At 40.0% G+C, this 23,108-nt stretch carries 21 protein-coding genes and 2 rRNA genes; 9 read left to right on the forward strand and 14 right to left on the reverse strand.

The window, feature by feature from the left end; genetic code table 11:
* Nucleotides 1-77 precede the first annotated feature (77 nt).
* The 3 genes from CVS97_RS00950 (at nt 78) to CVS97_RS09575 (ending at nt 3,899) form a co-directional block, all read left to right on the forward strand.
* Nucleotides 78-2,981, forward strand: a 23S ribosomal RNA gene (locus tag CVS97_RS00950).
* Between the two features lie 133 nt (nt 2,982-3,114).
* Nucleotides 3,115-3,233: ribosomal RNA gene (rrf, locus tag CVS97_RS00955) — 5S ribosomal RNA — on the forward strand.
* Nucleotides 3,234-3,452: 219 nt separating this feature from the next.
* On the forward strand, nt 3,453-3,899 hold the full coding sequence (locus CVS97_RS09575; protein ID WP_107784704.1) for a helix-hairpin-helix domain-containing protein: 447 nt from the start codon (nt 3,453-3,455) through the stop codon (nt 3,897-3,899).
* A 148-nt stretch (nt 3,900-4,047) separates the two neighbouring features.
* Here the strand turns inward: CVS97_RS09575 and CVS97_RS00965 are convergent, their stop codons facing one another.
* The 3 genes from CVS97_RS00965 to CVS97_RS00975 form a co-directional block, all read right to left on the reverse strand.
* Nucleotides 4,048-4,464: an Rrf2 family transcriptional regulator gene (locus CVS97_RS00965; RefSeq protein WP_107784756.1), complete on the reverse strand. Its 417-nt coding sequence runs from the start codon at nt 4,462-4,464 to the stop codon at nt 4,048-4,050.
* Nucleotides 4,465-4,579: 115 nt separating this feature from the next.
* Nucleotides 4,580-5,215, reverse strand: a complete 636-nt coding sequence (locus CVS97_RS00970) for an NAD(P)-dependent oxidoreductase (protein WP_107785187.1) — start codon at nt 5,213-5,215, stop codon at nt 4,580-4,582.
* Between the two features lie 89 nt (nt 5,216-5,304).
* The gene (locus CVS97_RS00975) at nt 5,305-5,679 is read right to left on the reverse strand and encodes a cupin domain-containing protein (RefSeq protein WP_107784757.1); all 375 of its coding nucleotides are present in this window, start codon (nt 5,677-5,679) and stop codon (nt 5,305-5,307) included.
* Between the two features lie 247 nt (nt 5,680-5,926).
* Here CVS97_RS00975 and CVS97_RS00980 point away from each other — a divergent pair, with 247 nt between their 5' ends.
* From CVS97_RS00980 to CVS97_RS01005, 6 genes are all read left to right on the forward strand, one after another.
* A complete protein-coding gene (locus CVS97_RS00980) occupies nt 5,927-6,904 on the forward strand; it encodes a cation diffusion facilitator family transporter (protein WP_234401418.1) in 978 nt (325 codons plus the stop codon).
* A 117-nt stretch (nt 6,905-7,021) separates the two neighbouring features.
* On the forward strand, nt 7,022-8,812 hold the full coding sequence (gene lepA, locus CVS97_RS00985; RefSeq protein ID WP_107784758.1) for a translation elongation factor 4: 1,791 nt from the start codon (nt 7,022-7,024) through the stop codon (nt 8,810-8,812).
* Nucleotides 8,813-9,000: 188 nt separating this feature from the next.
* On the forward strand, nt 9,001-9,231 hold the full coding sequence (locus CVS97_RS00990; protein WP_103582888.1) for a 2-hydroxymuconate tautomerase family protein: 231 nt from the start codon (nt 9,001-9,003) through the stop codon (nt 9,229-9,231).
* A complete protein-coding gene (locus CVS97_RS00995; protein ID WP_107784759.1) occupies nt 9,225-9,947 on the forward strand; it encodes a hypothetical protein in 723 nt (240 codons plus the stop codon). The genes CVS97_RS00990 and CVS97_RS00995 overlap by 7 nt, the downstream gene beginning before the upstream one ends.
* Nucleotides 9,948-9,958: 11 nt before the next feature.
* Nucleotides 9,959-10,516, forward strand: coding sequence for a YajG family lipoprotein (locus CVS97_RS01000; RefSeq protein WP_107784760.1), 558 nt, complete (start codon nt 9,959-9,961; stop codon nt 10,514-10,516).
* On the forward strand, nt 10,516-11,085 hold the full coding sequence (locus CVS97_RS01005; RefSeq protein ID WP_107784761.1) for a ComF family protein: 570 nt from the start codon (nt 10,516-10,518) through the stop codon (nt 11,083-11,085). The genes CVS97_RS01000 and CVS97_RS01005 overlap by 1 nt, the downstream gene beginning before the upstream one ends.
* A 96-nt stretch (nt 11,086-11,181) precedes the next feature.
* Here the strand turns inward: CVS97_RS01005 and CVS97_RS01010 are convergent, their stop codons facing one another.
* The 11 genes from CVS97_RS01010 to murJ form a co-directional block, all read right to left on the reverse strand.
* Complete coding sequence (locus tag CVS97_RS01010) at nt 11,182-11,820, reverse strand: YggS family pyridoxal phosphate-dependent enzyme (protein ID WP_199905976.1); 639 nt, start codon at nt 11,818-11,820, stop codon at nt 11,182-11,184.
* On the reverse strand, nt 11,817-12,926 hold the full coding sequence (rseP, locus tag CVS97_RS01015) for an RIP metalloprotease RseP (protein WP_107784762.1): 1,110 nt from the start codon (nt 12,924-12,926) through the stop codon (nt 11,817-11,819). The genes CVS97_RS01010 and rseP overlap by 4 nt, the downstream gene beginning before the upstream one ends.
* A gap of 68 nt (nt 12,927-12,994) precedes the next feature.
* Entirely contained in the window at nt 12,995-13,891 is an 897-nt protein-coding gene (locus CVS97_RS01020; protein WP_107784763.1) for a hypothetical protein, read from the reverse strand.
* A 2-nt stretch (nt 13,892-13,893) separates the two neighbouring features.
* On the reverse strand, nt 13,894-14,439 hold the full coding sequence (gene pgsA, locus CVS97_RS01025) for a CDP-diacylglycerol--glycerol-3-phosphate 3-phosphatidyltransferase (protein ID WP_107784764.1): 546 nt from the start codon (nt 14,437-14,439) through the stop codon (nt 13,894-13,896).
* 34 nt (nt 14,440-14,473) lie between these two features.
* The gene (locus CVS97_RS01030) at nt 14,474-15,262 is read right to left on the reverse strand and encodes an enoyl-ACP reductase (RefSeq protein WP_107784765.1); all 789 of its coding nucleotides are present in this window, start codon (nt 15,260-15,262) and stop codon (nt 14,474-14,476) included.
* Entirely contained in the window at nt 15,262-16,131 is an 870-nt protein-coding gene (dapA, locus tag CVS97_RS01035; RefSeq protein WP_035167707.1) for a 4-hydroxy-tetrahydrodipicolinate synthase, read from the reverse strand. The genes CVS97_RS01030 and dapA overlap by 1 nt, the downstream gene beginning before the upstream one ends.
* Before the next feature lie 26 nt (nt 16,132-16,157).
* Complete coding sequence (locus CVS97_RS01040; RefSeq protein WP_107784766.1) at nt 16,158-17,399, reverse strand: M16 family metallopeptidase; 1,242 nt, start codon at nt 17,397-17,399, stop codon at nt 16,158-16,160.
* Between the two features lie 11 nt (nt 17,400-17,410).
* Nucleotides 17,411-18,484, reverse strand: a complete 1,074-nt coding sequence (locus tag CVS97_RS01045; protein WP_107785190.1) for a quinone-dependent dihydroorotate dehydrogenase — start codon at nt 18,482-18,484, stop codon at nt 17,411-17,413.
* A 53-nt stretch (nt 18,485-18,537) separates the two neighbouring features.
* Entirely contained in the window at nt 18,538-20,262 is a 1,725-nt protein-coding gene (locus tag CVS97_RS01050) for an ABC transporter ATP-binding protein (protein WP_107785191.1), read from the reverse strand.
* Nucleotides 20,255-21,649, reverse strand: coding sequence for a cysteine--tRNA ligase (cysS, locus tag CVS97_RS01055; RefSeq protein WP_107784767.1), 1,395 nt, complete (start codon nt 21,647-21,649; stop codon nt 20,255-20,257). The genes CVS97_RS01050 and cysS overlap by 8 nt, the downstream gene beginning before the upstream one ends.
* Nucleotides 21,636-23,036 carry a murein biosynthesis integral membrane protein MurJ gene (murJ, locus tag CVS97_RS01060; RefSeq protein ID WP_107784768.1) on the reverse strand — a complete coding sequence of 467 codons (1,401 nt, stop codon included), beginning with the start codon at nt 23,034-23,036 and terminating at the stop codon, nt 21,636-21,638. Before murJ ends, cysS begins: the two co-directional genes overlap by 14 nt.
* Nucleotides 23,037-23,108 lie beyond the last annotated feature (72 nt).

Consider the following 23,108-nt stretch of genomic DNA (forward strand, 5'->3'; position numbering starts at 1 on the left):
GCTAGAATTTAAATATAGTAACATAAAGTTATCTTTAACAAGGAAGTGATGCGAATTAGAATAATCTAATATAGAAAAGGTAAGCTACAAAGAGCAAGTGGTGGATGCCTTGGCTAGTAGAGGCGATGAAAGACGTGCCAGGCTGCGATAAGTCTCGGGGAGCCGTCAAGGGGCTTTGATCCGGGAATTTCTGAATGGGGCAACCCAGTTAAGCGCGAGCTTAACTACCTAATATGGAGCGAACGAGGGGAATTGAAACATCTTAGTACCCTCAGGAAAAGAAATCAAAAGAGATTACGCTAGTAGCGGCGAGCGAACGCGTAAGAGGGCAAACCGTTAGTTTACTAACGGGGTTGTAGGACTGCAATATAGACTAAACTTAGCTAATAGAATAATTTGGAAAGATTAAGCATAGAGGGTGATACTCCCGTATATGAAAGCTTTGTTTTACTTAGCAGTATCCTGAGTAGGGCGGAACACGTGATATTCTGTCTGAAGCTGGGTAGACCACTATCCAACCCTAAATACTACTACTAGACCGATAGTGCACAAGTACCGTGAGGGAAAGGTGAAAAGAACTGAGGTGATCAGAGTGAAATAGAACCTGAAACCATTTGCTTACAATCATTCAGAGCCCTATGATTTATCAGGGTGATGGACTGCCTTTTGCATAATGAGCCTGCGAGTTGTGATGTCTGGCAAGGTTAAGGAAACCCGGAGCCGTAGCGAAAGCAAGTCTTAATAGGGCGTTTAGTCAGACGTTGCAGACCCGAAACGATGTGATCTATCCATGAGCAGGTTGAAACCGGTGTAAGAGCCGGTGGAGGACCGAACCCGCTAGCGTTGAAAAGCTATGGGATGACTTGTGGATAGGGGTGAAAGGCCAATCAAACATCGTGATAGCTGGTTCTCTCCGAAATATATTTAGGTATAGCGTCATGTAGTAACACTAGGGGGTAGAGCACTGAATGGGCTAGGGCATACACCAATGTACCAAACCCTATCAAACTCCGAATACCTAGTGTGTAATCATGGCAGTCAGGCGGCGAGTGATAAAATCCGTCGTCGAGAGGGGAACAACCCAGACTAACAGCTAAGGTCCCTAAATCTCATTTAAGTGGAAAACGATGTGGAGTTACTTAAACAACCAGGAGGTTGGCTTAGAAGCAGCCATCCTTTAAAGAAAGCGTAATAGCTCACTGGTCTAGTGATTCTGCGCGGAAAATATAACGGGGCTAAAATGAGTACCGAAGCTTTAGACTTAGTTTTACTAAGTGGTAGGAGAGCGTTGTATTTGCGTTGAAGGTATACCGGTAAGGAGTGCTGGAGCGAATACAAGTGAGCATGCAGGCATGAGTAGCGATAATTGGGGTGAGAATCCCCAACGCCGTAAACCCAAGGTTTCCTACGCGATGCTCGTCATCGTAGGGTTAGCCGGGTCCTAAGCAAAGTCCGAAAGGGGTATGCGATGGAAAATTGGTTAATATTCCAATGCCAACTATAATGTGCGATGGAAGGACGCTTAGAGTTAAGCAAGCTAGCGGATGGTAGTGCTAGTCGAAAGGTGTAGGTTAAGATCCAGGCAAATCCGGATCTTTTTAAGCCGAGACCCCACAGGCGTTTGAAGTTCTTCGGAACGGATAGCGAATTGCCGATACTGTCGAGCCAAGAAAAGTTTCTAAGTTTAGTTATAGTTGCCCGTACCGTAAACCGACACAGGTGGGTGGGATGAGTATTCTAAGGCGCGTGGAAGAACTCTCTTCAAGGAACTCTGCAAAATAGCACCGTATCTTCGGTATAAGGTGTGCCTAACTTTGTGAAGGATTTACTCCGTAAGCATTGAAGGTTACAACAAAGAGTCCCTCCCGACTGTTTACCAAAAACACAGCACTCTGCTAACTCGTAAGAGGATGTATAGGGTGTGACGCCTGCCCGGTGCTCGAAGGTTAATTGATGACGTTAGCTTTGCGAAGCGTTTGATCGAAGCCCGAGTAAACGGCGGCCGTAACTATAACGGTCCTAAGGTAGCGAAATTCCTTGTCGATTAAATATCGACCTGCATGAATGGCGTAACGAGATGGGAGCTGTCTCGAAGAGGGATCCAGTGAAATTGTAGTGGAGGTGAAAATTCCTCCTACCCGCGGCAAGACGGAAAGACCCCGTGGACCTTTACTACAGCTTGACACTGCTATTGGGATAAAAATGTGCAGGATAGGTGGGAGGCTTTGATCCATAGACGCCAGTTTATGGTGAGCCATTGTTGAGATACCACTCTTTTTTATTCTGATAGCTAACTAGCTTGAGTTATCCTCAAGTAGGACAATGTCTGGTGGGTAGTTTGACTGGGGCGGTCGCCTCCCAAAATGTAACGGAGGCTTACAAAGGTTGGCTCAGAACGGTTGGAAATCGTTCGTAGAGTATAAAGGCATAAGCCAGCTTAACTGCGAGACATACACGTCAAGCAGAGACGAAAGTCGGTCTTAGTGATCCGGTGGTTCTGTGTGGAAGGGCCATCGCTCAAAGGATAAAAGGTACCCCGGGGATAACAGGCTGATCTCCCCCAAGAGCTCACATCGACGGGGAGGTTTGGCACCTCGATGTCGGCTCATCGCATCCTGGGGCTGGAGCAGGTCCCAAGGGTATGGCTGTTCGCCATTTAAAGCGGTACGCGAGCTGGGTTCAGAACGTCGTGAGACAGTTCGGTCCCTATCTGCCGTGGGCGCAAGAAGATTGAGGAGAGTTGACCCTAGTACGAGAGGACCGGGTCGAACCAACCACTGGTGTACGAGTTGTTCTGCCAAGAGCACCGCTCGGTAGCTATGTTGGGATGTGATAACTGCTGAAAGCATCTAAGCAGGAAGCCAACTCCAAGATGAATCTTCTTTTAAGAGCTCATATAGACTATGTGTTTGATAGGCTGGGTGTGTAATGGATGAAAGTCCTTTAGCTGACCAGTACTAATAGCTCGTCTGCTTATCTTTTTATAAGCATCACTTCCTTGTTAAGGATAAAAACTTAATAAGATATGTTTTTGCAAAACTTTGTTTATGACTTTTAACTTTATCAAGTAGTGTTAAATAAGAGATTTATCTAATATATCTTTTATTTAACACTGCCCGTGACTATACAGACGAGGAAACGCCTTGCTCCATCTCGAACCAAGAAGCTAAGCTCGTCCTGGCTGATGATACTCTCCCTTACTGGGATGTTGGAAAAGTAGGTCGTTGCGGGCTTTGTTAATTTTAATCTTCTTTATCTAAGCAATCTTCTTTTAATATTATTTCTTAATTTATAACAAAATATCAAATCTTACATTTATTTATTTTTTAAATAATCAGACTTTTTATCTCTATGTTTATAAATATCTTTTAGTTTATGCTTTTATACAAGTGTTGACTAAAAACACCAAATATGATAGACTCCAAACCCAAATTTACCCAAAAAGGACAAAAATGAAAAAGATTATATTCTCACTATTAGCAGCAGCTTCTACATTACTAGCAGCCATAAATTTAAACACCGCCACAAAAGAAGAGTTAATGAGTTTAGATGGTATAGGATCTTCAAAGGCAGATGCAATAATAGAGTATAGAAAAGCAAATAAATTTAACTCAATAGAAGATATAAAAAATGTAAATGGTATAGGCGATAAGACATTTGAAAATTTAAAATCAGATATATCAGTATCAGGCACTACAAAAATAGACGACACAAAATCTAAAATAAAATCTAAAAAAGATGAGATAAAAGAAAAGGTAAGCAAAAAGAGTGATGAAGTAAAAGAGAAAAAAGATAGTGCTAAAGATGATAGTATAAAAGAGATAAAAGATAAGAAAGAAAGCCTAAAAGATAAAGCAGAGAAAAAGAGTAAAGCTAAAAAAGAGAAGAGCAAAGAGTAATAAATCTAGAAATTTATAAAAATTCTTACATAAAGTATATAAAAATAGTTAGGAGCGCATAGCGTTCCTAATAAATAAAATAGATTGGTTTTTTATATATCAGCCTACTTTTTAAATTCTATAACTTAGTTTGCCTGTTTTTTAAATTTTATAAATTAATAAGTTCATCTAATAGATCTTGTAAAGTAATACTCCTTAAACTATCCTCTAAAGCTTCTTGTGCTTTTAAAAAGTGACCAGTTAAGAGTCCCTCGATCTTGCTACCAAGCGGGCAGGCTTTGGGCGAGTCAGAGTGGATCTTAAAAAGTTTTTCTTTATCATTTACTGCGTTAAAAATTTGAAGGAGGGTTATATCTTTTGGCTCTTTCGCAAGACTCACACCACCAACTCCAGCTACGACATTCACGAGTCCTGCAGCCTTTAGAGTGCCAAGCAGACGCCTAACTATGACAGGATTTGTGTTTATACTACCTGCTATAAATTCGCTCGTGACTTTCTCGCCTTTGAAAAAACAAGCTGCTAAAACTACATGGATCGCGGTTGAAAACTTGATCCCTACTTGCATAACTGTCCTTGAAATTTTTTCTGATTATACTTTAAATTTTTACTAAAAGCAGTTTATTTTCAGTTTAGATTTGACAAGCCGACTTTTTGTGCCAGCTATGTCAAATCTATAATTTTTATGCTCGCTCGCCAACTGCTGTGAAGCGTTTTTGTATAATTTTTTTGTTTTTTAGCTCGTCTATGATCGCAAGCGCAAGGTCTGCATAGCTTATATAGCTCTCATTTTTTGAGTTTAAGATGAGATTATCTCCACCAAGCACGTATTTACCAGTACGAGCACCATTTGGGTCATAGTCGCCTGCTGGGCTTACGTATGTCCAAAGCAAATTGCTCCTATCTTTTAGCTCAAAATAAGACTCCGCGGTCGCCTTTGCCACGCCCATATATGCAGCCGGGAAGTCTGGCGTATCCATGACCATAGTGCCGTTGTCATCAACAAATAACGTGCCAGCGCCGCCAACTACGATGAGTCTTGTGCTAGTGCCTTCTAGTAAATTTACTAGGTGAGCGGCCACTTTTTTGTGAAGCGGGAAAGTCTCTTCGCTCCATGCTGCAAATGCGCTGATAACCGCGTCAAAGCCAGCTAGATCGGCCTTTGTAAGCTCGAAAATATCTTTATAAACAACCTTAACGATTTCGTTTTTATACTCTTTGTTTCTAACGATCGCTGTGACATCGTAACCTTGTTTTAGCGCTTCTTTTACTAAATTTGCACCGCTTTTGCCGTTTGCACCTATGATTGCTATTTTTATTATTTCTTCTTTAAATTTGATTTGTTTGATCGCACAGTCGATAGACATTTTAAATTTACACTCGCACTTTGTGCCTAGCCTCGCTAAATTTACAGCCAGCTTGGCTTTACGTCATCAACTATCACGCCGTCACTCATGGTGTATTGCTCTAGGCTACCGCGTTTTGTCTGGATACAGATCATTTTGATGCCGTTTTTGCCAGCTCTAAAGCACCTTTTGCCCTCTGGATCTATGCGCACCGCGTCTCCTTTGCTTACTTTTAGCACCTCACCGTCGATGAAAAGCTCACCCTCACCATCTAGAATGATGTAAAGTTCCTCGTTTTGCTTATGTGCATGGACAAATGGCACGCTCACATTTGCCGGAAGCTCGTTTATAGATACCTCACAGCCAGTTAAATTTAAAGCCTCTTTTAGCTCGACTCTTGGCTCGTTTGCGATCTTTGCAACTTGATAATTTTTCATTTTGTTCTCCTTGTCTTTGTGTTGTAATATTTTTATTTACAACTGATGAGCGAAGTATAATATTTTTTTGTTGTAATGTCAAGAGTTACAACAAAATTTTTATCATTTTTAAAATTCAATCTTTAAGCGGCACTAAAGCAGATACAGGGCATATTTATACAGTTTTTAGCTTGCTTAGCCTCTAGTCAGGTGGCGCCAGAGCTAGCTAGGGACACTTAAATTTAATAGTAAAAGGTGGTCATTTTAGATGCAAGAGACTTACTCTCACCACTCTCACGCCGAGCATGGCGGTATGCACATTCACACGAGCAATAAAACTGTTTTAAGAAATTCATTTTTTCTAATTTTCACATTCATGGTGGTCGAGGCGGTCTTTGGCTTCGTTTCAAACTCGCTTGCGCTTATTAGCGACGCATTTCACATGCTCTCAGACGCTGCGGCTCTCTTTTTGTCGCTGGTTGCTTTTAAGATCGCAGAAAAAAGGGCAAATTTACAAAAGACCTTTGGCTACAAAAGGGTCGAGATCATCGCTGCTTTTATAAACGCCATAGCTCTTGTCACACTTGCTATTTTTGTCATAGTTGAGGCGATTGTGAGATTTTTTAATGAGCCACAGATCGAGTCAAAAACGATGCTTTTTGTTAGTATTTTGGGGCTTGTGGTAAATTTAGTCGTAGCTATTTATATGCATAAAAGCGCTGATACAAAAGAAAATTTAAATATGAAAGGTGCTTATCTACACGTGCTTGGTGATACGCTTGGCTCAGTTGGCGCCATCGTTGCAGCGCTTCTTGTAATGAAATTTAACTTCACGCAGGCCGATAGCATCGCAAGTATCTTTGTCTCGCTACTCATCATAAAAAGCGGCGCTAGCTTGCTAAAAGATAGCTTTAATATCCTGATCGAAGCCGTGCCGCTTAAGCTTGATACGGATGAAATTTTAGGCGTTATAAAGGGTGTAGATGGCGTTAAAATCGTGCATGACCTGCATATCTGGGCGATAAATGCTGGCACGAATGCGCTCATAGCCCACGTGGTGGTGGATGATGCGCTAAGCGTGGCTGAAATTTCAAAGATGATAAAGCGCATAGAACACGAGCTTTCTCACGCAGGCATCGGTCACGTCACGCTTCAGTTTGAGAGCGAGAGCCTTGGGCACAAAGCTGGTCTCATCTGTGAGCTAAATGACGATGAAGGACATGAGCACTTTGGACATTGTCATTAAAATTTTTAAGAATAGAGCCAAGCTCTAGTGGTGGGCTTATGAAAAAATATATTTATTGGCATTTAAATCAACTTTAGGCAAAATAAAGCCCAAAATTTAGTAAAAAGTAAAACTTATATGAAAAACATCAGAAATTTTAGCATCATCGCTCATATAGACCACGGCAAAAGTACGCTTGCTGACCGCCTTATTCAGGAGTGTGGCGCCGTCAGTGACCGTGAGATGAGCAGCCAGATTATGGATACGATGGATATCGAAAAAGAGCGTGGCATCACGATAAAAGCCCAGTCTGTGCGCCTAAACTACGCACTAAATGGCGAAAATTTTGTTCTAAATTTGATAGACACCCCAGGACACGTCGACTTTAGCTACGAGGTGAGCCGCTCGCTAGCTAGCTGCGAGGGTGCGCTGCTAGTAGTGGACGCTAGTCAAGGTGTGGAGGCACAAACCATCGCAAACGTCTATATCGCGCTAGAAAACAACTTAGAGATTATCCCAGTGATAAATAAGATTGACCTACCTGCGGCTGATCCTGCTAGAGTAAAAGACGAGATCGAGCATATCATCGGACTTGACTGCTCGGGAGCGATCGAAGTGAGCGCAAAAACAGGCGTTGGCATAAAAGAGCTGCTTGAAGCGATCATCACGAGAATTCCAGCGCCAAATGGTGATGTAAATAAGCCAACAAAGGCGCTCATTTATGATAGTTGGTTTGACAACTACCTTGGAGCACTTGCACTTGTGCGTGTTTATGATGGTGAAATTTCAAAAAATGATGAAATTTTGGTTATGGGCACAGGTAAAAAACACATCGTGCTTGACCTCATGTATCCAAATCCTATCGCGCCGATTAAGACCAAAACGCTTAGCGCTGGCGAAGTTGGTATCGTTGTTTTAGGACTTAAAAATGTTAGCGACGTGCAAGTTGGAGATACGATAACGCAGTCAAGAAATCCCCTAAAAGAGCCAGTTGGTGGCTTTGAGAGGGCTAAACCATTTGTTTTTGCAGGACTTTATCCGATAGAAACTGATAAATTTGAAGATCTGCGTGACGCGCTGGATAAGCTAAAGCTAAATGATAGCTCGATAAGTTACGAGCCAGAGACCTCGGTCGCACTTGGATTTGGCTTTAGGGTTGGCTTTTTAGGTCTTCTTCATATGGAGGTAGTTAAAGAGAGGCTGGAGCGTGAGTTTGACCTTGATCTCATCGCCACAGCGCCAACTGTGACTTATGAAGTCATCCAAACTGATGGGCTAAATTTAAAGATACAAAACCCAAGCCAGTTGCCGCCTGTAAATAAAATAGACTCGATCCTTGAGCCATACGTGAAAGCGACTATCATCACACCAAGTGAGTTTTTGGGCAACATTATCACGCTTTTAAACAACCGCCGTGGCATACAAACAAAGATGGACTACATCACGACTGACCGCGTTTTGCTTGAGTACGACATACCGATGAACGAGATTGTGATGGACTTTTATGACAAGCTAAAATCAAGTACTAAAGGCTACGCGAGTTTTGACTACGAGCCTAGCGACTACCGCGTGGGCGATCTAGTAAAGCTTGATGTAAAAGTGGCTGGCGAGACGGTCGATGCACTATCTATCATCGTGCCTGAGAGTAAGGCGCAGACAAAGGGCAGGGACTTTGTAAAGGCGATGAAAGAGATCGTGCCACGTCAGCTCTTTGAAGTGGCGATACAAGCTAGCATCGGCAATAAAATCATAGCTAGAGAAACCGTAAAATCAATGGGTAAAAACGTCACAGCTAAGTGCTACGGCGGCGACATCACGCGTAAGAGAAAGTTGCTTGAAAAGCAAAAAGAGGGTAAGAAACGCATGAAGGCGATAGGTAAGGTGAATTTGCCGCAGGAGGCGTTTTTATCCGTCCTAAAAATAGACTAATGCGTTGTCTCGCTTTGTCATACTTTGTTGTGTCTAAAATTTACTCGGTCATTACCTATCATGGTAACTCCCGTCGTAAATTTCACCCACGTCTCGTTTGACTTTGCGATACCGCCGCAGCAAGGATATTGTTTTGGTGGATAGGTTTTGATTAAAATTTAAGTACTAAATTTATAAAAAGGAGTGCTATGCCGTTTGTGAAAATTTGCGTGACAAAAGAGGGTGATAGCCCAAGTGTGGAGCAAAAAGAGAAGATGATAAGCGGAGTCACTAAACTAATAAGCGAAATTTTAGGAAGAAATGCTCAAAATACTGTTGTTATCATTGACGAGATAGACACTAATAATTACGGTATAGCAGGAGAGAGTGTGAGAAATCTTCGTAAAAAACAAAACGAGCAAAAGGAAGTGAAATGCTAAGAGCGACATTATTAGCAGTTTTTGCAGCTGTCTTTCTAACTGGCTGCGTGGCTAAAGCTAGCCTTTGTCTATCGTGTGAGGGAATAGATGGTGTGCAAAGTGCGAGCATAAACAGCGAAGATAAGATGTATTTTGAAGAGGTTATGAGGATACCGGCTGACTGCAGCGCTTGTAAAGGCAGAGGCGATGGTCTTTTTATAAATGGTGTCAAATATAAAAGTGATGTAGCAATAAACTGCTGCTTGGAAAAAAATATGATCGATACTAATGTTGGGCTAAAAAAGGTTTATTTCCACAGGATCGTCGATGCTAGAAGTAGCGCAAGATCGATATATTACACAGGTGTTGAAGGAAATACTGCAGTTTTTAACTCAAATCCACGCCTTGAAGTGCTTTTTTACATGTTTTTGCAACGTGAGTTAAATTCTCGTGGAATCGTTGTTGTCGATACTCAAACATCACCTTATACGTACAGGCTTGATTTTAGATTTGACGAGCTTAGAGGAAGCTATTCGGGAAGTTCAGAAATTTTAAATGGACATCTAAATGGGCTTCTTATTCTTTCAAATATAAATTTCAAAAAAACGTTACCAATCTCGACTAGACACCATGTGGAGAAGCTAGAGGTTTCAGAGTCTGGTCAGTTTGACTTTTTTATCGCACTTTTAGTTAAACAAGCTGCGATAAAAGTAGCCGATGAGATCACTAAACTTTAAAAGGAAAAACGATGAATAAATTTAAATTTTTAGCTATTTTTGGACTTTTTGTTTTATTTTTAACTGGTTGTGCACCAAGTCAAAGTGTTGTCGCATTTGATCCATATAAGGCTGCTGCGAGCCAGCAAAATAGCGGTTTTGAGGCCTACATAAGCGCAGTGCATGATAACCGCAAAAATAAAAGTACCATTGCTACGATCACTGATAGCAAAGGTACCGTAAAAGAATATGTCGTGCTTCAAAACGATCTTGCTACTTATTTTAGTGATTCGCTCAAAAAAGAGCTTATGGCGCGCGGTGCAAATGTAAATGGTATGGGCGGCGTCGTAGTTGAAATTTTTATCAACGAATTTGAAGCAAATATGAGTGGATACGGCACTGATAATACAAAAGGTAATATTAAGATTACACTTAAGATCCAAAAAGGCGATCAAAGCATCGTTAAAAACATTTCAAATAATCAAACCAAATTTGAGTTGATTCCCACAGGTGGAGCATTTAAATCATTTTTGACTGAAATAATAAATGACGCTATCAAACGCACAGCAATTGCTATTTTAAATAGCTAATGTTTTGTGCGTTTTGCAAGAGCTTTACGCTAAATACATTTTGTAAAATTTGCTCACAAATTTTAAGCGAGCCAAGCCCGATAGTAAGAGAACTAGAGGGCTTTAAAATTTATAGCTTTTACGGCTACTCTGAAATAAAAGAACTCATCCACTCCAAGCACCAAATGCACGGATATTTTATATATAAAAACTTAGCCAAATTTGCATTTAATCAATTTGCTAAAAGCTTTAGCTTACCGGAGAAAGTCTATGCTCTGCCGATAGATGATAGAGTGCATCACGGCTATTCGCACACGGCTATTTTGGCAAATGCGCTAAGGGCTAAAAATCTAAAGCCCATATTTCACGCACTGCATGCAACCAGCAAGATCAGCTATAGTGGTAAGGATTTGCAATTTAGACAAAATAACCCAAGAAATTTTAAAATCCTAAAAAAGATCACTGCGCCAGTTATTTTAGTAGATGACATCGTAACCACTGGCACAACGATACTTGAGGCTAAAAACACTCTAGAAAAAGCTGGCGTAAAAGTACTTTTTGCTCTAGTTTTGGCTGATGCTAAATATTAAATTTAATTTTTTTCTTAAGTCTCTTTGGGCAGAAATTTACATAGTTCCAGCAGTGATCTATTTCGTTAGCAGTAAGAGCATGCAAAAGCAATAAATTTATAGATAAAGCATAGTGCCAAGGCGAATCATATTTGAGCCACATTTTATCGCTAGCTCGAAGTCACTACTCATACCCATCGAGCAGATAGTCGCACCTTTTGGCTTTAGGCTCTCGTAAATTTTATAAGTTAGCTCAAAGCTCTTTTGAATCTCTTTTAGCTCATCCACATGCGCTCCGATACTCATCACACCTTTTAAATTTATATTTTTGCACTCGCTTTGTATGCGTTCATAAATTTCAGCCGCATTTGCCACGCTCACACCTTGCTTTGTATCCTCCTCAGCCGAGTTTATCTGAAGCAGAGTATCGAGCCGATAACTAAGCCTTTTATCGACCTCTACGGCTCTTTCAAAGCTATCGCAGCTTTGCCAAAGCACAGGTTTTAGGCTTATCATTTGATTGATTTTGTTATTTTGCAAGCGGCCGATCATATGCCATTTGATGTCAGTGAAATCTTGTAGCTCTAGCTCTTTTTTGGCCAGCTCTTGGACTCTGTTTTCGCCAAAATTTCTCTGCCCTTGTGCATAAAGCTCCCTTACCTCAGTGCATGTGACGTTTTTGCTAACGGCTATTAGCGTCACGTCTTTGCTTAAATTTTCGATCTTTTCAAGTAGCTCACTTAAAACTATCATCATAAACCTCCGCTTAGTTTCCTGATATCATTAAAGGTCGCAAGAACCATTATGCAAAGTAGCAGTACCCAGCCGCAGTATGTGAGTAAGGCAAGTACCCGCTCATTTACCTCGCGTCTAAAGATCAGCTCGTAAAGGTTAAAAAGTATGTGTCCGCCATCAAGCGCTGGGACTGGAAATAAATTGAAAACGCCTAAATTCACAGAGATGAGAGCTGTGATGAGAAGTAGCACGCTGATGCTGATCTGAGCGGCTTTTGAGGTGACATCGGCGATCTGCAAGATACCGCCGACCTCTTTTAGTGGCACAGCTCCACTTACTATCTTAGTGACGCTTTTAAAGATGAGTTTTGAAGCCTCGATAGTCTCGCCTAAGGCAAATTTAAGGCTCTCTAAACCTGTGTGATAAATTTTTATCACTTCGCCGTTTGATCTAATACCGATTAGTGGTTGCTGTACCTTTTCATTAAATAAATTTATCGTCTCGCCTATCTTTGGTGTTAAATTTATAGTTAGTGACGAACCGTTGCGGTCTATCAAAATGGTGCTTGGCTCAAGTTTTACGTTTTTACTGATCTCGTCCCACTCGGTTATTTTTACGCCATTTATCTCTAAAATTTTATCGTTTATTGCTATGCCAGCGCTCGCGGCTGCTGAACCTTCAACTATATATCCAACTATTGGCGCACGTTTTTCAACACCGATAAATCCAAGCAAAATGTATATAAAAAACGCCAAGATAAAGTTAAAAAATGGTCCTGCAAAGAGAATGTAAATGCGCTTTAGCGGACTTAGCACGTTGTAGCTGTCCGCGTCGTAGTTTTTGGCTTTTGGGTCGGTGTCGTCTTGTCCTTTTAGCTGCACATATCCTCCAAGTGGGATAGCGCTTAGGCAGTAGTCGGTGCCGCCAACGTTTTTGGTGTAAATTTTCTCGCCAAAGCCGATGCTAAAGGTATTTACTTTGACGCCTAGCGATCTTGCTGCCAAAAAATGGCCAAGCTCGTGAAAAAATATGAGAAAACTAATGGCTAAAACGGTCACTAAAAAATAAAACGAATACGCATAAAGCCCAAGGCAAAGCAGGGCTAGCGTGAAGAAAATACCTTTCAAAACTTACCTTTTTTGAAAAAATTGATGAGATTTTAGCCAAAGTTTATAAATTTACTCTCAAATGGTTTTTAGCTAAAAATTTCCCTTAGCCAAGATGTGACTTTACCTTTATTTAGACCTTTGCTTGCGCTTATATTGGTCTTGTCTTTGTTGTCTATGTCAAAATTTATATGAAAATAGGACTTCGCTTGATCGATAAATGGCTTTAGATTTAAAATATCAGGGCAGGGCAAAACGTCGCTTGGCAACTCTTGCAAAAAGCTCATGCCGCCATCGTTAAAATTTATTCTAGCCCTTGGCACAGCGTCGTTTCTAAGCTCTATCTCAAATGTATGGTCATTTATAAAAGGGGCAAAAAGGCGAATTTCTAAGTGAAATTTACCGGCTAGCTCATCATGGCTTAGTCCTTGGTTGCTAAACCAGTAGCCAAAATTTACAGCATTTAGTGAGATATTAAAATCATAAGGATCAGCAGGGCTTACGCCTATACTGCGCAAAAGCTCATATATGGGTAGCTTTGTTTGCAAGCCACCATAATAGTCATAAAGCTTGGCAAGTAGCGGATGTGTGCGACCAGCCTTCTCTTGTAAGCGTAAAATTTCAAAGATGTATCTGTGCGCAAACGAGCGGTGTGATATTGAGCGAGTAGCTTGCATGCTTAGATAGTCAAAAATTTCTGGGCTTTTTGAAAAGCTCATCGCACTCCAAATGCCACGCAAAGTCTCTATGTCGTTATCAAACGTATCAAATTTATCTGCATGGGTTTTGTCGTATTCTAAAGCGCAGCTTGATAAAAATTCATTTAGCTCAGGGCTGATCACAGCGCCAATTTTTTCTAAATTTTTAGCATCGTGATAAAAATTTGTGTTGACGATCTTTTGATTTAGCTTTTTAGCTTGTTTTTGCAGAGCTGGCTCTAAATTTGCAGTGCGTTTTAGAATTATCTCTTTTAATTCGTAGCTCAAATTTAGCTCTTTTTCATCGCTTTTATGTAGGCAAAAATGTACTCAAATCCAGAATAAAGCGTAAGCGCAACAGCCATCCATAGCAAAAGCTCTCCGCCTGGCCAGCTCATCAGTAAAAATCCAACCGCAAACATCTGCGAGACTGTTTTTACTTTGCCTGCCATCGAGGCCGCGACCTCTACGCCGTCACTTGCCATCACGACACGAAAGCCAGTTATGAAAAATTCTCTTATCAAGATAAGATAGACAGCCCAAGCGCTAGCCCTTCCAAGCATCATGAGGCCTAAAAATGCAGCAAGAATTAGCATCTTGTCTGCCAATGGATCAAGGATCGCTCCAAGCTTAGTTTTTTGATCCCAGCTCCTTGCGATGTAACCGTCAAAAAAGTCAGTTACCGAGGCGATCACAAAAATAAGAGCTGCAAAGTAGTTTATCCAGCTCATGTGAATTTGCGTAAAAATTCCTGGCGCATTTACGAGCATAAAAAACATAAGTGGAGCCAGAAGTATCCTAAAAAACGCTAAAGAATTTGGTAAATTTAAACTCACAAATGTGCCTTTATGCCTGTAAATTTCAAATTTCTCATTTAAATGTCGTGCCGCCGTCGATCACAAATGTATGCCCAGTCACCCAGCTAGCCTTAGACGAGCATAAAAATAGACACGCTCCGGCTAGGTCTGTCGGCTGTCCCATGCGGTTTAGTGGGCTAAGCTTTGCTGTCATATCGCGCACCTCTTCGTAGTTTGTAAAGGCTCTTAGTGCATCTGTCTCGATAGGGCCGCCGCTTACGACGTTTACACGGATATTTTTCTCGCCAAGCTCGGTTGCAGCGTATCTTGCCATAGCTTCAACGGCTGCTTTTGCTGTGCCGTGACCTGCGTAGTTTTCGATATATACCAAATTTCCAGTCGATGATAGGCTGATGATGCTACCACCACCCACTTTTTCCATGCGTTTTGCAGCTTCTTGAGTGCCTACGACAAAGGCATTTACTGTTGCTGTAAAGATATTGTTTATGCCTCTTGGTTTTAGCTTCATAAATTTAGTGTATCCACCAGCTACTGCACGACCTGATATAATTGCATTTGATATAAAAAAATCAATCCTATCAAAGTCCTCGTCTATCTTTAAAAATAGTTCTTTATAAGTTTCTGGCTCTAGGATATTTAGCGCATATGCTCTGGCTTTTATCTTAAAATTTGCCTCAAGCTCTCTTGCTTGCTCATTTGCAAGTTCTTCGTTTGAGTTATAGGTAAATGCTATGTTTACGCCAGCTTTTGCAAATTCTTCGACTATGGCTCTGCCAATGCCTCTAGTGCCGCCACTGATAACTAGCGTTTTACCTTTAAATTCGTTTAGTGTGTCCTTCATTAAAAACCCTTTATTTCGTAATTTTTTATTACTTCTTCTATCTTTTTGAAATTTTCTTTACTTGGTTTGCAAAGTGGCAAGCGATACTCCAAAGAGTCGATGAGTCCAGCTAGATACATCGCTGCTTTGATCGGTATTGGATTGCTTTCGCAAAAGAGCGTTTTATTTATAGTATATAGATTGTCGTTTATTAGTTTTGCTTTTTTGTACTCTTCGTTCATTGCAAGGTGTGTAAGCTGTGAAATTTGATCTGGTAAGAGGTTTGCAGTAACTGAGATAACGCCTTTGCCACCATTTGATATGATAGGATAGTTGATCGCATCTTCACCGCTAATGACTACTAAATTCGGCTCGTGAGCTAGTAGATCTACACATCTATCGATACTGCCTGTAGCCTCTTTGATGCCGTAGATATTTTTGCACTCTTTAAAAAGTCTAAAAACGGTCGCTGGCAAGATATCCACGCCAACTCTGCCAGGAACATTGTAAAGAAGCACAGGGATTTCAATGCTATTTGCAATGGCTTTGTAGTGCTCGTAAAGCCCTTCTTGTGTTGGTTTATTGTAGTAGGGCGCAACTGATAGGATGCCATCAGCGCCATGAGCTTGAGCAAATTTTGCGATACCAATAGCTTCGTGAGTCGCGTTACTGCCAGCACCAGCTAGTACTTTTACATTTGTGCCTTTACATGCATCTACGGCTATTTCGATACAAATTCTATGCTCATCATGCGTCAGTGTTGCACTCTCGCCAGTGGTTCCAACTGGCACAACAACATCTATGCCGTGTTTTATCTGTCTTTTTATTAGCTTTTCAAAACTAACTTCATCTACTTTTTGATTTTTAAATGGCGTAATGAGTGCGGTCATCGCACCTTGAAGCGAATTTTCCACGTTTATTCCTTTTTTAATATTATTGTTGTGCTGGTTTTTTCATTAAAATATCTATTTGCTATATCTTTTAAAAGTTTTACATCAATTTTATCGATATTTTTTTCAAGCTCGTAAAGAGGCTTTATGTCGCCTCTAGCAAGGTATGAGCCATATAAATTTGCAACCTTGCTTGCACTCTCAAATGAGTAAATAAAATCAGTTTTTATCAAATTCTTAACTCTTAAAACATCATCTTTATCGATTGGCTTATTTTTTAAATCATCTATGATCTTTAAAATTTCAGCCTCAACCACGTTTGCTTCGACATCTGGGTTGCAAACTGCTAAAAATATAAATAAATTTTCATCAACACAGCTCATATTATAAGCATAAATTTGGTTTACAAGCATTAGCTCATCGACTAGGTGCTGCTGCAAAATAGAGCTTTTGCCAGTGGCTAGATACTCGCTTATCGCGTTTAGCCCCACTTGATCAGCGTGTTTAAAATTTGGGATTTTGTAAGCAATCGCTAGCATTTGTGTTTGGCTATCTTTGTAGATGATAGCTCTTCTTGCGCCGTCTTGTTCAGGTTCTTTACAGTGAGATTTTGGGATGGCTCTTTTGTTTTTTATACCGCTAAAATTTTTCTTAGCCAGTTTAAATGCCTCATCCTTGCCGATGTCGCCACTTATCATCAAAATCGCATTTTTGGGCTGATAATACGTAGCGTGAAATTCTTTTATGTCGGAGATATTCCAGTTTTCGATATCTTTTATAAAGCCTATCGGTGTCCAGTGATATGGATGATAGATAAATGCGTGGTTGTAGAGTCTAAAGTAGAGGTACCCCATAGGGTTATTATCTGTTCGCCACCTGCGTTCTTCATGCACCACGTCTCGCTCTGGCTGAAATTCTTTATCTTTTAGGCTTAAATTTTTCATAAGCTCAGCAAAAAGACCAAGCGTTTTGTCTAAATTTTCATTTGACGCTTTTATAAAGTAGTGGGTATAATCAAAGCCTGTACTTGCGTTATTTACGCCGCCAAAGCCTTTTACTATTTCGTCAAATTCACCAGCTCGTAAATTTTTGGTTGATTTAAAATTTAGATGCTCTAACATGTGAGCGATGCCGCTTTTGCCCATCACTTCGTTTCTTGATCCAACTTTATAAAAGACATCGACGCTTATCACTTTTGAGCCAGGATTTACTGGTACGTGATAAATTTCTAGTCCGTTTTCTAGTTTTGTTTTATTAAATTTTATCAATCTTTTGCCTTTTATTTTTTAACATCTATGCCGACCGCTTCGCTAATAGAGGCAAAGCCATCTCTTTTTAAAAGTTCTAAAATTTCTAAATTTATATCTCTTGCGATCATTGGCCCTTTAAAGATAAAGCTTGTAAAAATTTGCACTAAATTTGCTCCCATTTTTATGCGCTCATATGCCTCTGCGCCGCTATCTATGCCGCCACATGCTATAAGCGTCGTCTTGCCGTAAAGCTCATCTGCCACAGCTTTAAATATCTCTTTTGACTTTTGAGCGACTACTTTGCCACTTAGTCCACCAAAATCCTTCAAATTTGACGAGTGAGAGAGTGAATAATCAACGCTTGTATTTGAGACAAGCACGCCACTAGCGCCGTTTTCTACCGCGCAGCTACAAAGCTTGATCGCATCTTCGTGGCTCATATCAGGAGCGATTTTAAAGATAATTGGTTTTTTAGTAAGTGGCAAAATGACGCTAAAAAGTTCTTTTATGAAGCTCTCATCTTGCAAGGCTCTTAAATTTGGCGTGTTTGGTGATGAGACGTTTATGACAAAGGTGTCGCAAATTTCGCTAAATTCTTTTACTAAAATTTTATAGTCTTTTATTGCATCTTCGTTTGGTGTAACCTTGTTTTTACCGATATTTGCCCAGATAGGTAAAGTATAAGGATAAAGTTTTTTGACTCTATTTTTGATAGCCTCGCAGCCATCGTTGTTAAAACCCATCGCATTTTGGATACTCTCTTCATCTATGAGTCTAAAAAGCCTTGGTTTGTCGTTGCCGGGCTGTGGCTTTGGTGTAAATGTACCAAATTCTAAATACCCAAATCCAAGGGCTGTTAGTGCCTCAAACATCGTGGCGTTTTTATCAAAGCCACCTGCTATGCCAACTGGGTTGTGATAAGTGCTTGAAAATAAATTTTGTTTTAGCGCATTGTCATCGACCACGCACTTATTTGCTACAAAGCTTAATGATCCTGGAAAAATTTTATTTGCTCCGATCATTGCAAGTTCTGCGATTTTATGGGCAGTTTCAGGATCGAATTTAAAAAATATAGATTTTAAAGTTTCGTAGTTTAAGCTCATTTTAACCTCTTTAAAATGCCTAAAAATTTGTGCAAATCTTAGCAAAAATCGCCTTAAACTAAGGCTTTGCCTTTAAGTTTTGCATAAATTTCATTTCTCTTGCTAAGTTCTTCATCGCTTCCGATATCAACTATCTTTCCATCACTTAAAACCGCGATCTTATCAGCACTTTCAACTGTGCTTAGACGGTGAGCGATGACAAAGATGATCTTTTTGTTTCTTAGGTTGTTTATAGCCTTTGTGATCTCTTTTTCACTCTCGTTATCAAGCGCTGAAGTGGCCTCGTCAAAGATAAGAATTTGTGGGTTTTGATAAAGTGCCCTTGCTATTGCGATGCGTTGTCTTTGACCGCCTGAAAGGTTTGTGCCAAATTCGTTTAAGATAGTGTTTATGCCGTTATCTAGTTTGTTTACAAACTCATAAGCATTTGCCATTTTTAGTGCATTTATCACGGCTTCTTCGTTAAATTCTCTGCCGTAAGCCACGTTTTTAGCGATTGTATCGTTAAAGATATAGACACGCTGCGTTACAAGTCCGATGTTTTGGCGAAGTGAGTGGATTTTGATATCTTTTAAATTTGTATTATTTATTAAAATTTCTCCGCTATTTACGTCGTAAAATCTCATGAGCAGATTCATGAGCGAGGTTTTTCCGCCACCACTTGAGCCAACAAGGGCTATAAATTCTGACTTACGAGCCTCTAAATTTATCCCTTTTAAAACCTCTTTGTCACCGTAGTTTAGGCAGACACCCTTAAATTTGATTAGGTTTATCTCTTCGCTTAATTCTTTTTCACCATCTTTTATCTCACTCACTTTATCCATCAAGAAAAAGGTTCTCTCACTTGCGGCGATCGCATCCTGCATTTTATTGTATATATTTACGATACGTTTTAGTGGGGTGTAGAGCATAAAAAGCGCGGTTAAAAACGAGAAAAATGCACCCATATTTATATTTCCGTCGATGACGTCTTTGCCTCCTACGATAATAACGGCTGCGACACCAATAGAGCCTATCGTTTCCATAAGCGGACTTACTAATTGCTCAATTTTTACGGTTTTAAGATTTAGCTTGAAAAATTTGTTATTTTCTTCAACAAAACGTGAATGCTCGTATTTTTGGGCATTATTTGCTTTAATTATCTCGATATTTGTAAAAATTTCACTCAAGGCTGAAGTGATATCGGATGTCTTTTCTTGCGACTGCTTTGAAATTTTTTTCATCTTTTTAGCAAGGCGCGAGATCGGATAAATGGCTACTGGCATGACCACAAGTGCAAAAAACGCCAATTTAGGGCTTTGATATATGACTACACAAAGCAGGCCTATGATAGTTACAAGCTCTCTAATAAGCTCAGGTATGAAACTTGAAACAATAGATCTTATGCGCTCTATGTCGTTCGTGGTTCTGCTTATTAGCTCGCCTGTTCTAAAATCATTAAAAAATTTTATGTCCAAATTTAGTAAATTTTCGACCATCTTTTCACGAAATCTTCTAATCGTATCTTGGCCGATATATGCCGTAAAATAAGCCTGCATAAATGTGCCTATATTTTTTAACAGATAAATAGCGATGATCGCACATGGTAACAAATAAAGCAGTGTTTCGTTTTTTTCAACGAAAATTTTATTAAGTACTGGCTCCACCAAATACGCACTGACCGCTGTTCCGCCACTTGCAAGCCCCATGCCAATGAAGGCTAGGATAAAGTGTGGAATGTAGTCTTTAAAATATGGGCCAAAGCGTTTTAGCACATCTTTTAAGCCAAAGTTAGTCATTATTTTTCTCCCAAACTGCGCCATTTGGTGTATCCATGATAGAGATATTCATCTTTTCTAGCTCATCTCTTATCTCATCAGCCATTGCAAAATTTTTCTCTTTTTTAGCTACCGCGCGCTCATCAAGAAGTCTTTGGATGTGCTCTTTTTGCTCGTCACTTACGCCAAACTGAAAATACTCAACATAATTTGTGCTAGCAATGCCTAAAATTTCACTTATAAGCTCCAAATTCGCCACTACTTCGGCCTTGTAGGCTTTATCTTTTGGGCTATTATCAAGCTTTTCGTTTGCTGTTTTTACAAACTCATCAACGCTTGCAAGCGCCTTTGAAGCGTTTAGATCATCGCTTAGCGCCTCAAGTAGCTCACTTTTAAAGCTCTCATTTATTGCACCTGCTTGCACGCCATCAACCCTTTTTTTGAGGCGATAAATTTTATCAAGTCTCTTTTTTGAAGCTACTAGATCTTCATCTGAATAGTTAAAATGAGCTCTGTAATGGCTTGTAAGCAAGTAATATCTAAGCACTTCGCCATGAACATTTTTTATGGCGTCCTTTACGAAAAAGCTGTTATTTAGACTCTTACTCATCTTTTCGTTATTTACTTTTATAAAGCCATTATGCATCCAGTATTTGCTCAAATTTTTATGATAGGCGCATCTGCACTGACTTGCTTCATTTTCATGGTGTGGGAAGAGTAAGTCAATGCCACCAGCGTGGATGTCGATCTCAAATTTATCATTTTCTTTGTCACTTAAAAATTCTCTTATCATCGCTACGCACTCGGTGTGCCAGCCAGGGCGACCCTTGCCAAATGGGCTCTCGTACCATTTCTCATCAAATTTCCAAAGCACAAAGTCTTTTTCGTCTCTTTTCTCGCCAAAACTTGCCACACGCGCGATTAGATCGGTATTGTTATCCTTGCCGCTAATGCTAAAATATCCACTATCCTTGCTCGTATCAAAGTAAATTCCATCGCTCGTTTTATACGCGAAGCCTCTATCCATAAGTATCTTGATGTAGCTAATGATCGCCTCCAAACACTGCGTAGCCTTTGGCTTAAAGTCTGGATCAAGCACGTTTAAAGCGTTCATGTCGCTCTCATAATGCGCTATATACTTGTTTGTGATCTCCTCTAGGCTTTGGCCAGTTTGCCCCATTTTATTTAAAATTTTATCGTCGATATCGGTGTAGTTTCTTGCAAATTTGACCTTGTAGCCAAGCGCTTTTAAGACCCTTCTTAAAAGATCAAAGCTAACGGCTGACTTTGCATGCCCCAAATGCGCGTCGTCATAGACCGTTGGACCGCATAGGTAGATGCTAACTTCACCATCTTTAATAGGGCTAAACTCAACCTTTTCTCTTTTAGAAGTATCAAAAATTCGCATTAAATATATCCTTTAAAAATGTTAAACCAAAATAGAGCAAAACCGCCAAAATAGCGATGGCGGCTATAAATTTAGGCTCGATTATAGCTAAAAATCGCTTAGCTCCAAAGGCTCTTATATATAAAATAAGCTGTAAAAATCCCCCAAGTGAGCTTGCAAATGCAAGGCCAGCTGCTCCAAATTTCTGCATCAAAATGACTGCTAGGATCAAATTTATCACAAGGCAGATGATGGAAATTTTGGCTGCCTCTTTTTGCTTCATATTTGCATAAAGCCAAAGTGAGAAAATTTTAGCCAGACCAAATGGCGTAAGCCCCACCAAATAGGCGCTTAGCACCTTGGCACACTCGGTCGTATTTGCCCTTACGAAATTTCCTCTCTCAAACAAGAGCCAGATGATAAATTCGCTTAGAACAATGCCTGTGATCGTAGCGGCTAGCAGAGCGCTAAGGAGCAGATAAAAGCTCTTTTTCGTCCAAACTAGGGCGTTTATTTCATCTTTTTGCTTTAAAAGTCTGGTAATCTTTGGGAATAGCGCCTGAGAGAGCGCGATCGCAAAGATGGCAAGTGGGAGCTGAAAAATTCTATTTGCATAAAAAAGGTAGCTTATCGAGCCACTTACCAAAAAGCTAGCTAGCCAAGTGTCCATAAATGCGCTTATCTGCATAGCACTTGAGCCAAGTAGGCCGTGATAGAAATTTATAAAAAAGCCTTTACTCTGCGCTCTTTTGCCTTTAAAATATCCGCTTAGACCGCCCCAAAAAATTTTATTTAAGGCGTTAAATTTCATAGCAACTAGATGCACCAAAACCTGCAAAACACCTCCTGCAACGACACCAAAGCTAAGATAAAGTGCGACCACGCTCTCGCTCTTGCCACGAGCTAAAAGTAGTGAAGCGATCATGGCTAAATTTAGCAGCGCAGTAGAAAATGCAGTCGTTGCAAAGTGCCCTTTATACTGAAGCAGTGCACCCATGAAAGTGACGATATAAACAAGGGCTAGATAGTAGAAATTTATACGCACAAGCGGCACTGCATCTGTGATATTTTGCTCGCTTAAACCGCTTGCGATGATCTTTATAAAGTAAGGCGTAAATAAATTTACAAGAAGCGTTAATGCGCCTATAAAAAGTAGAAATTTGATGAAAATTTCAGCTTGAAAAATCGCTTTTTTCTTGCTATTTGTAAAATTTGGCAAAAATGCCTGTGTAAAGGCACCTTCTCCAAAGATACGGCGAAATAAATTTGGTATTTTAAAAGCGATAAAAAAAAGATCACTAAATATGCCAGCTCCAAGGATAGAAGCTGTTAAAAGGTCTCTTATAAGTCCAAGAATTCTTGAAACCATAATGCCAACTGAGTTTGAAAAAAAACCTTTTATAAACATCGCTCACCTAAATTAAATTTGAAAACGCAATAGTAACAAAAGATGCTTTAAAGCTTACATAACCCAAATTTA

The sequence above is a fragment of the Campylobacter concisus genome (genome assembly GCF_003049735.1).
Lineage (GTDB): Bacteria > Campylobacterota > Campylobacteria > Campylobacterales > Campylobacteraceae > Campylobacter_A > Campylobacter_A concisus_AN.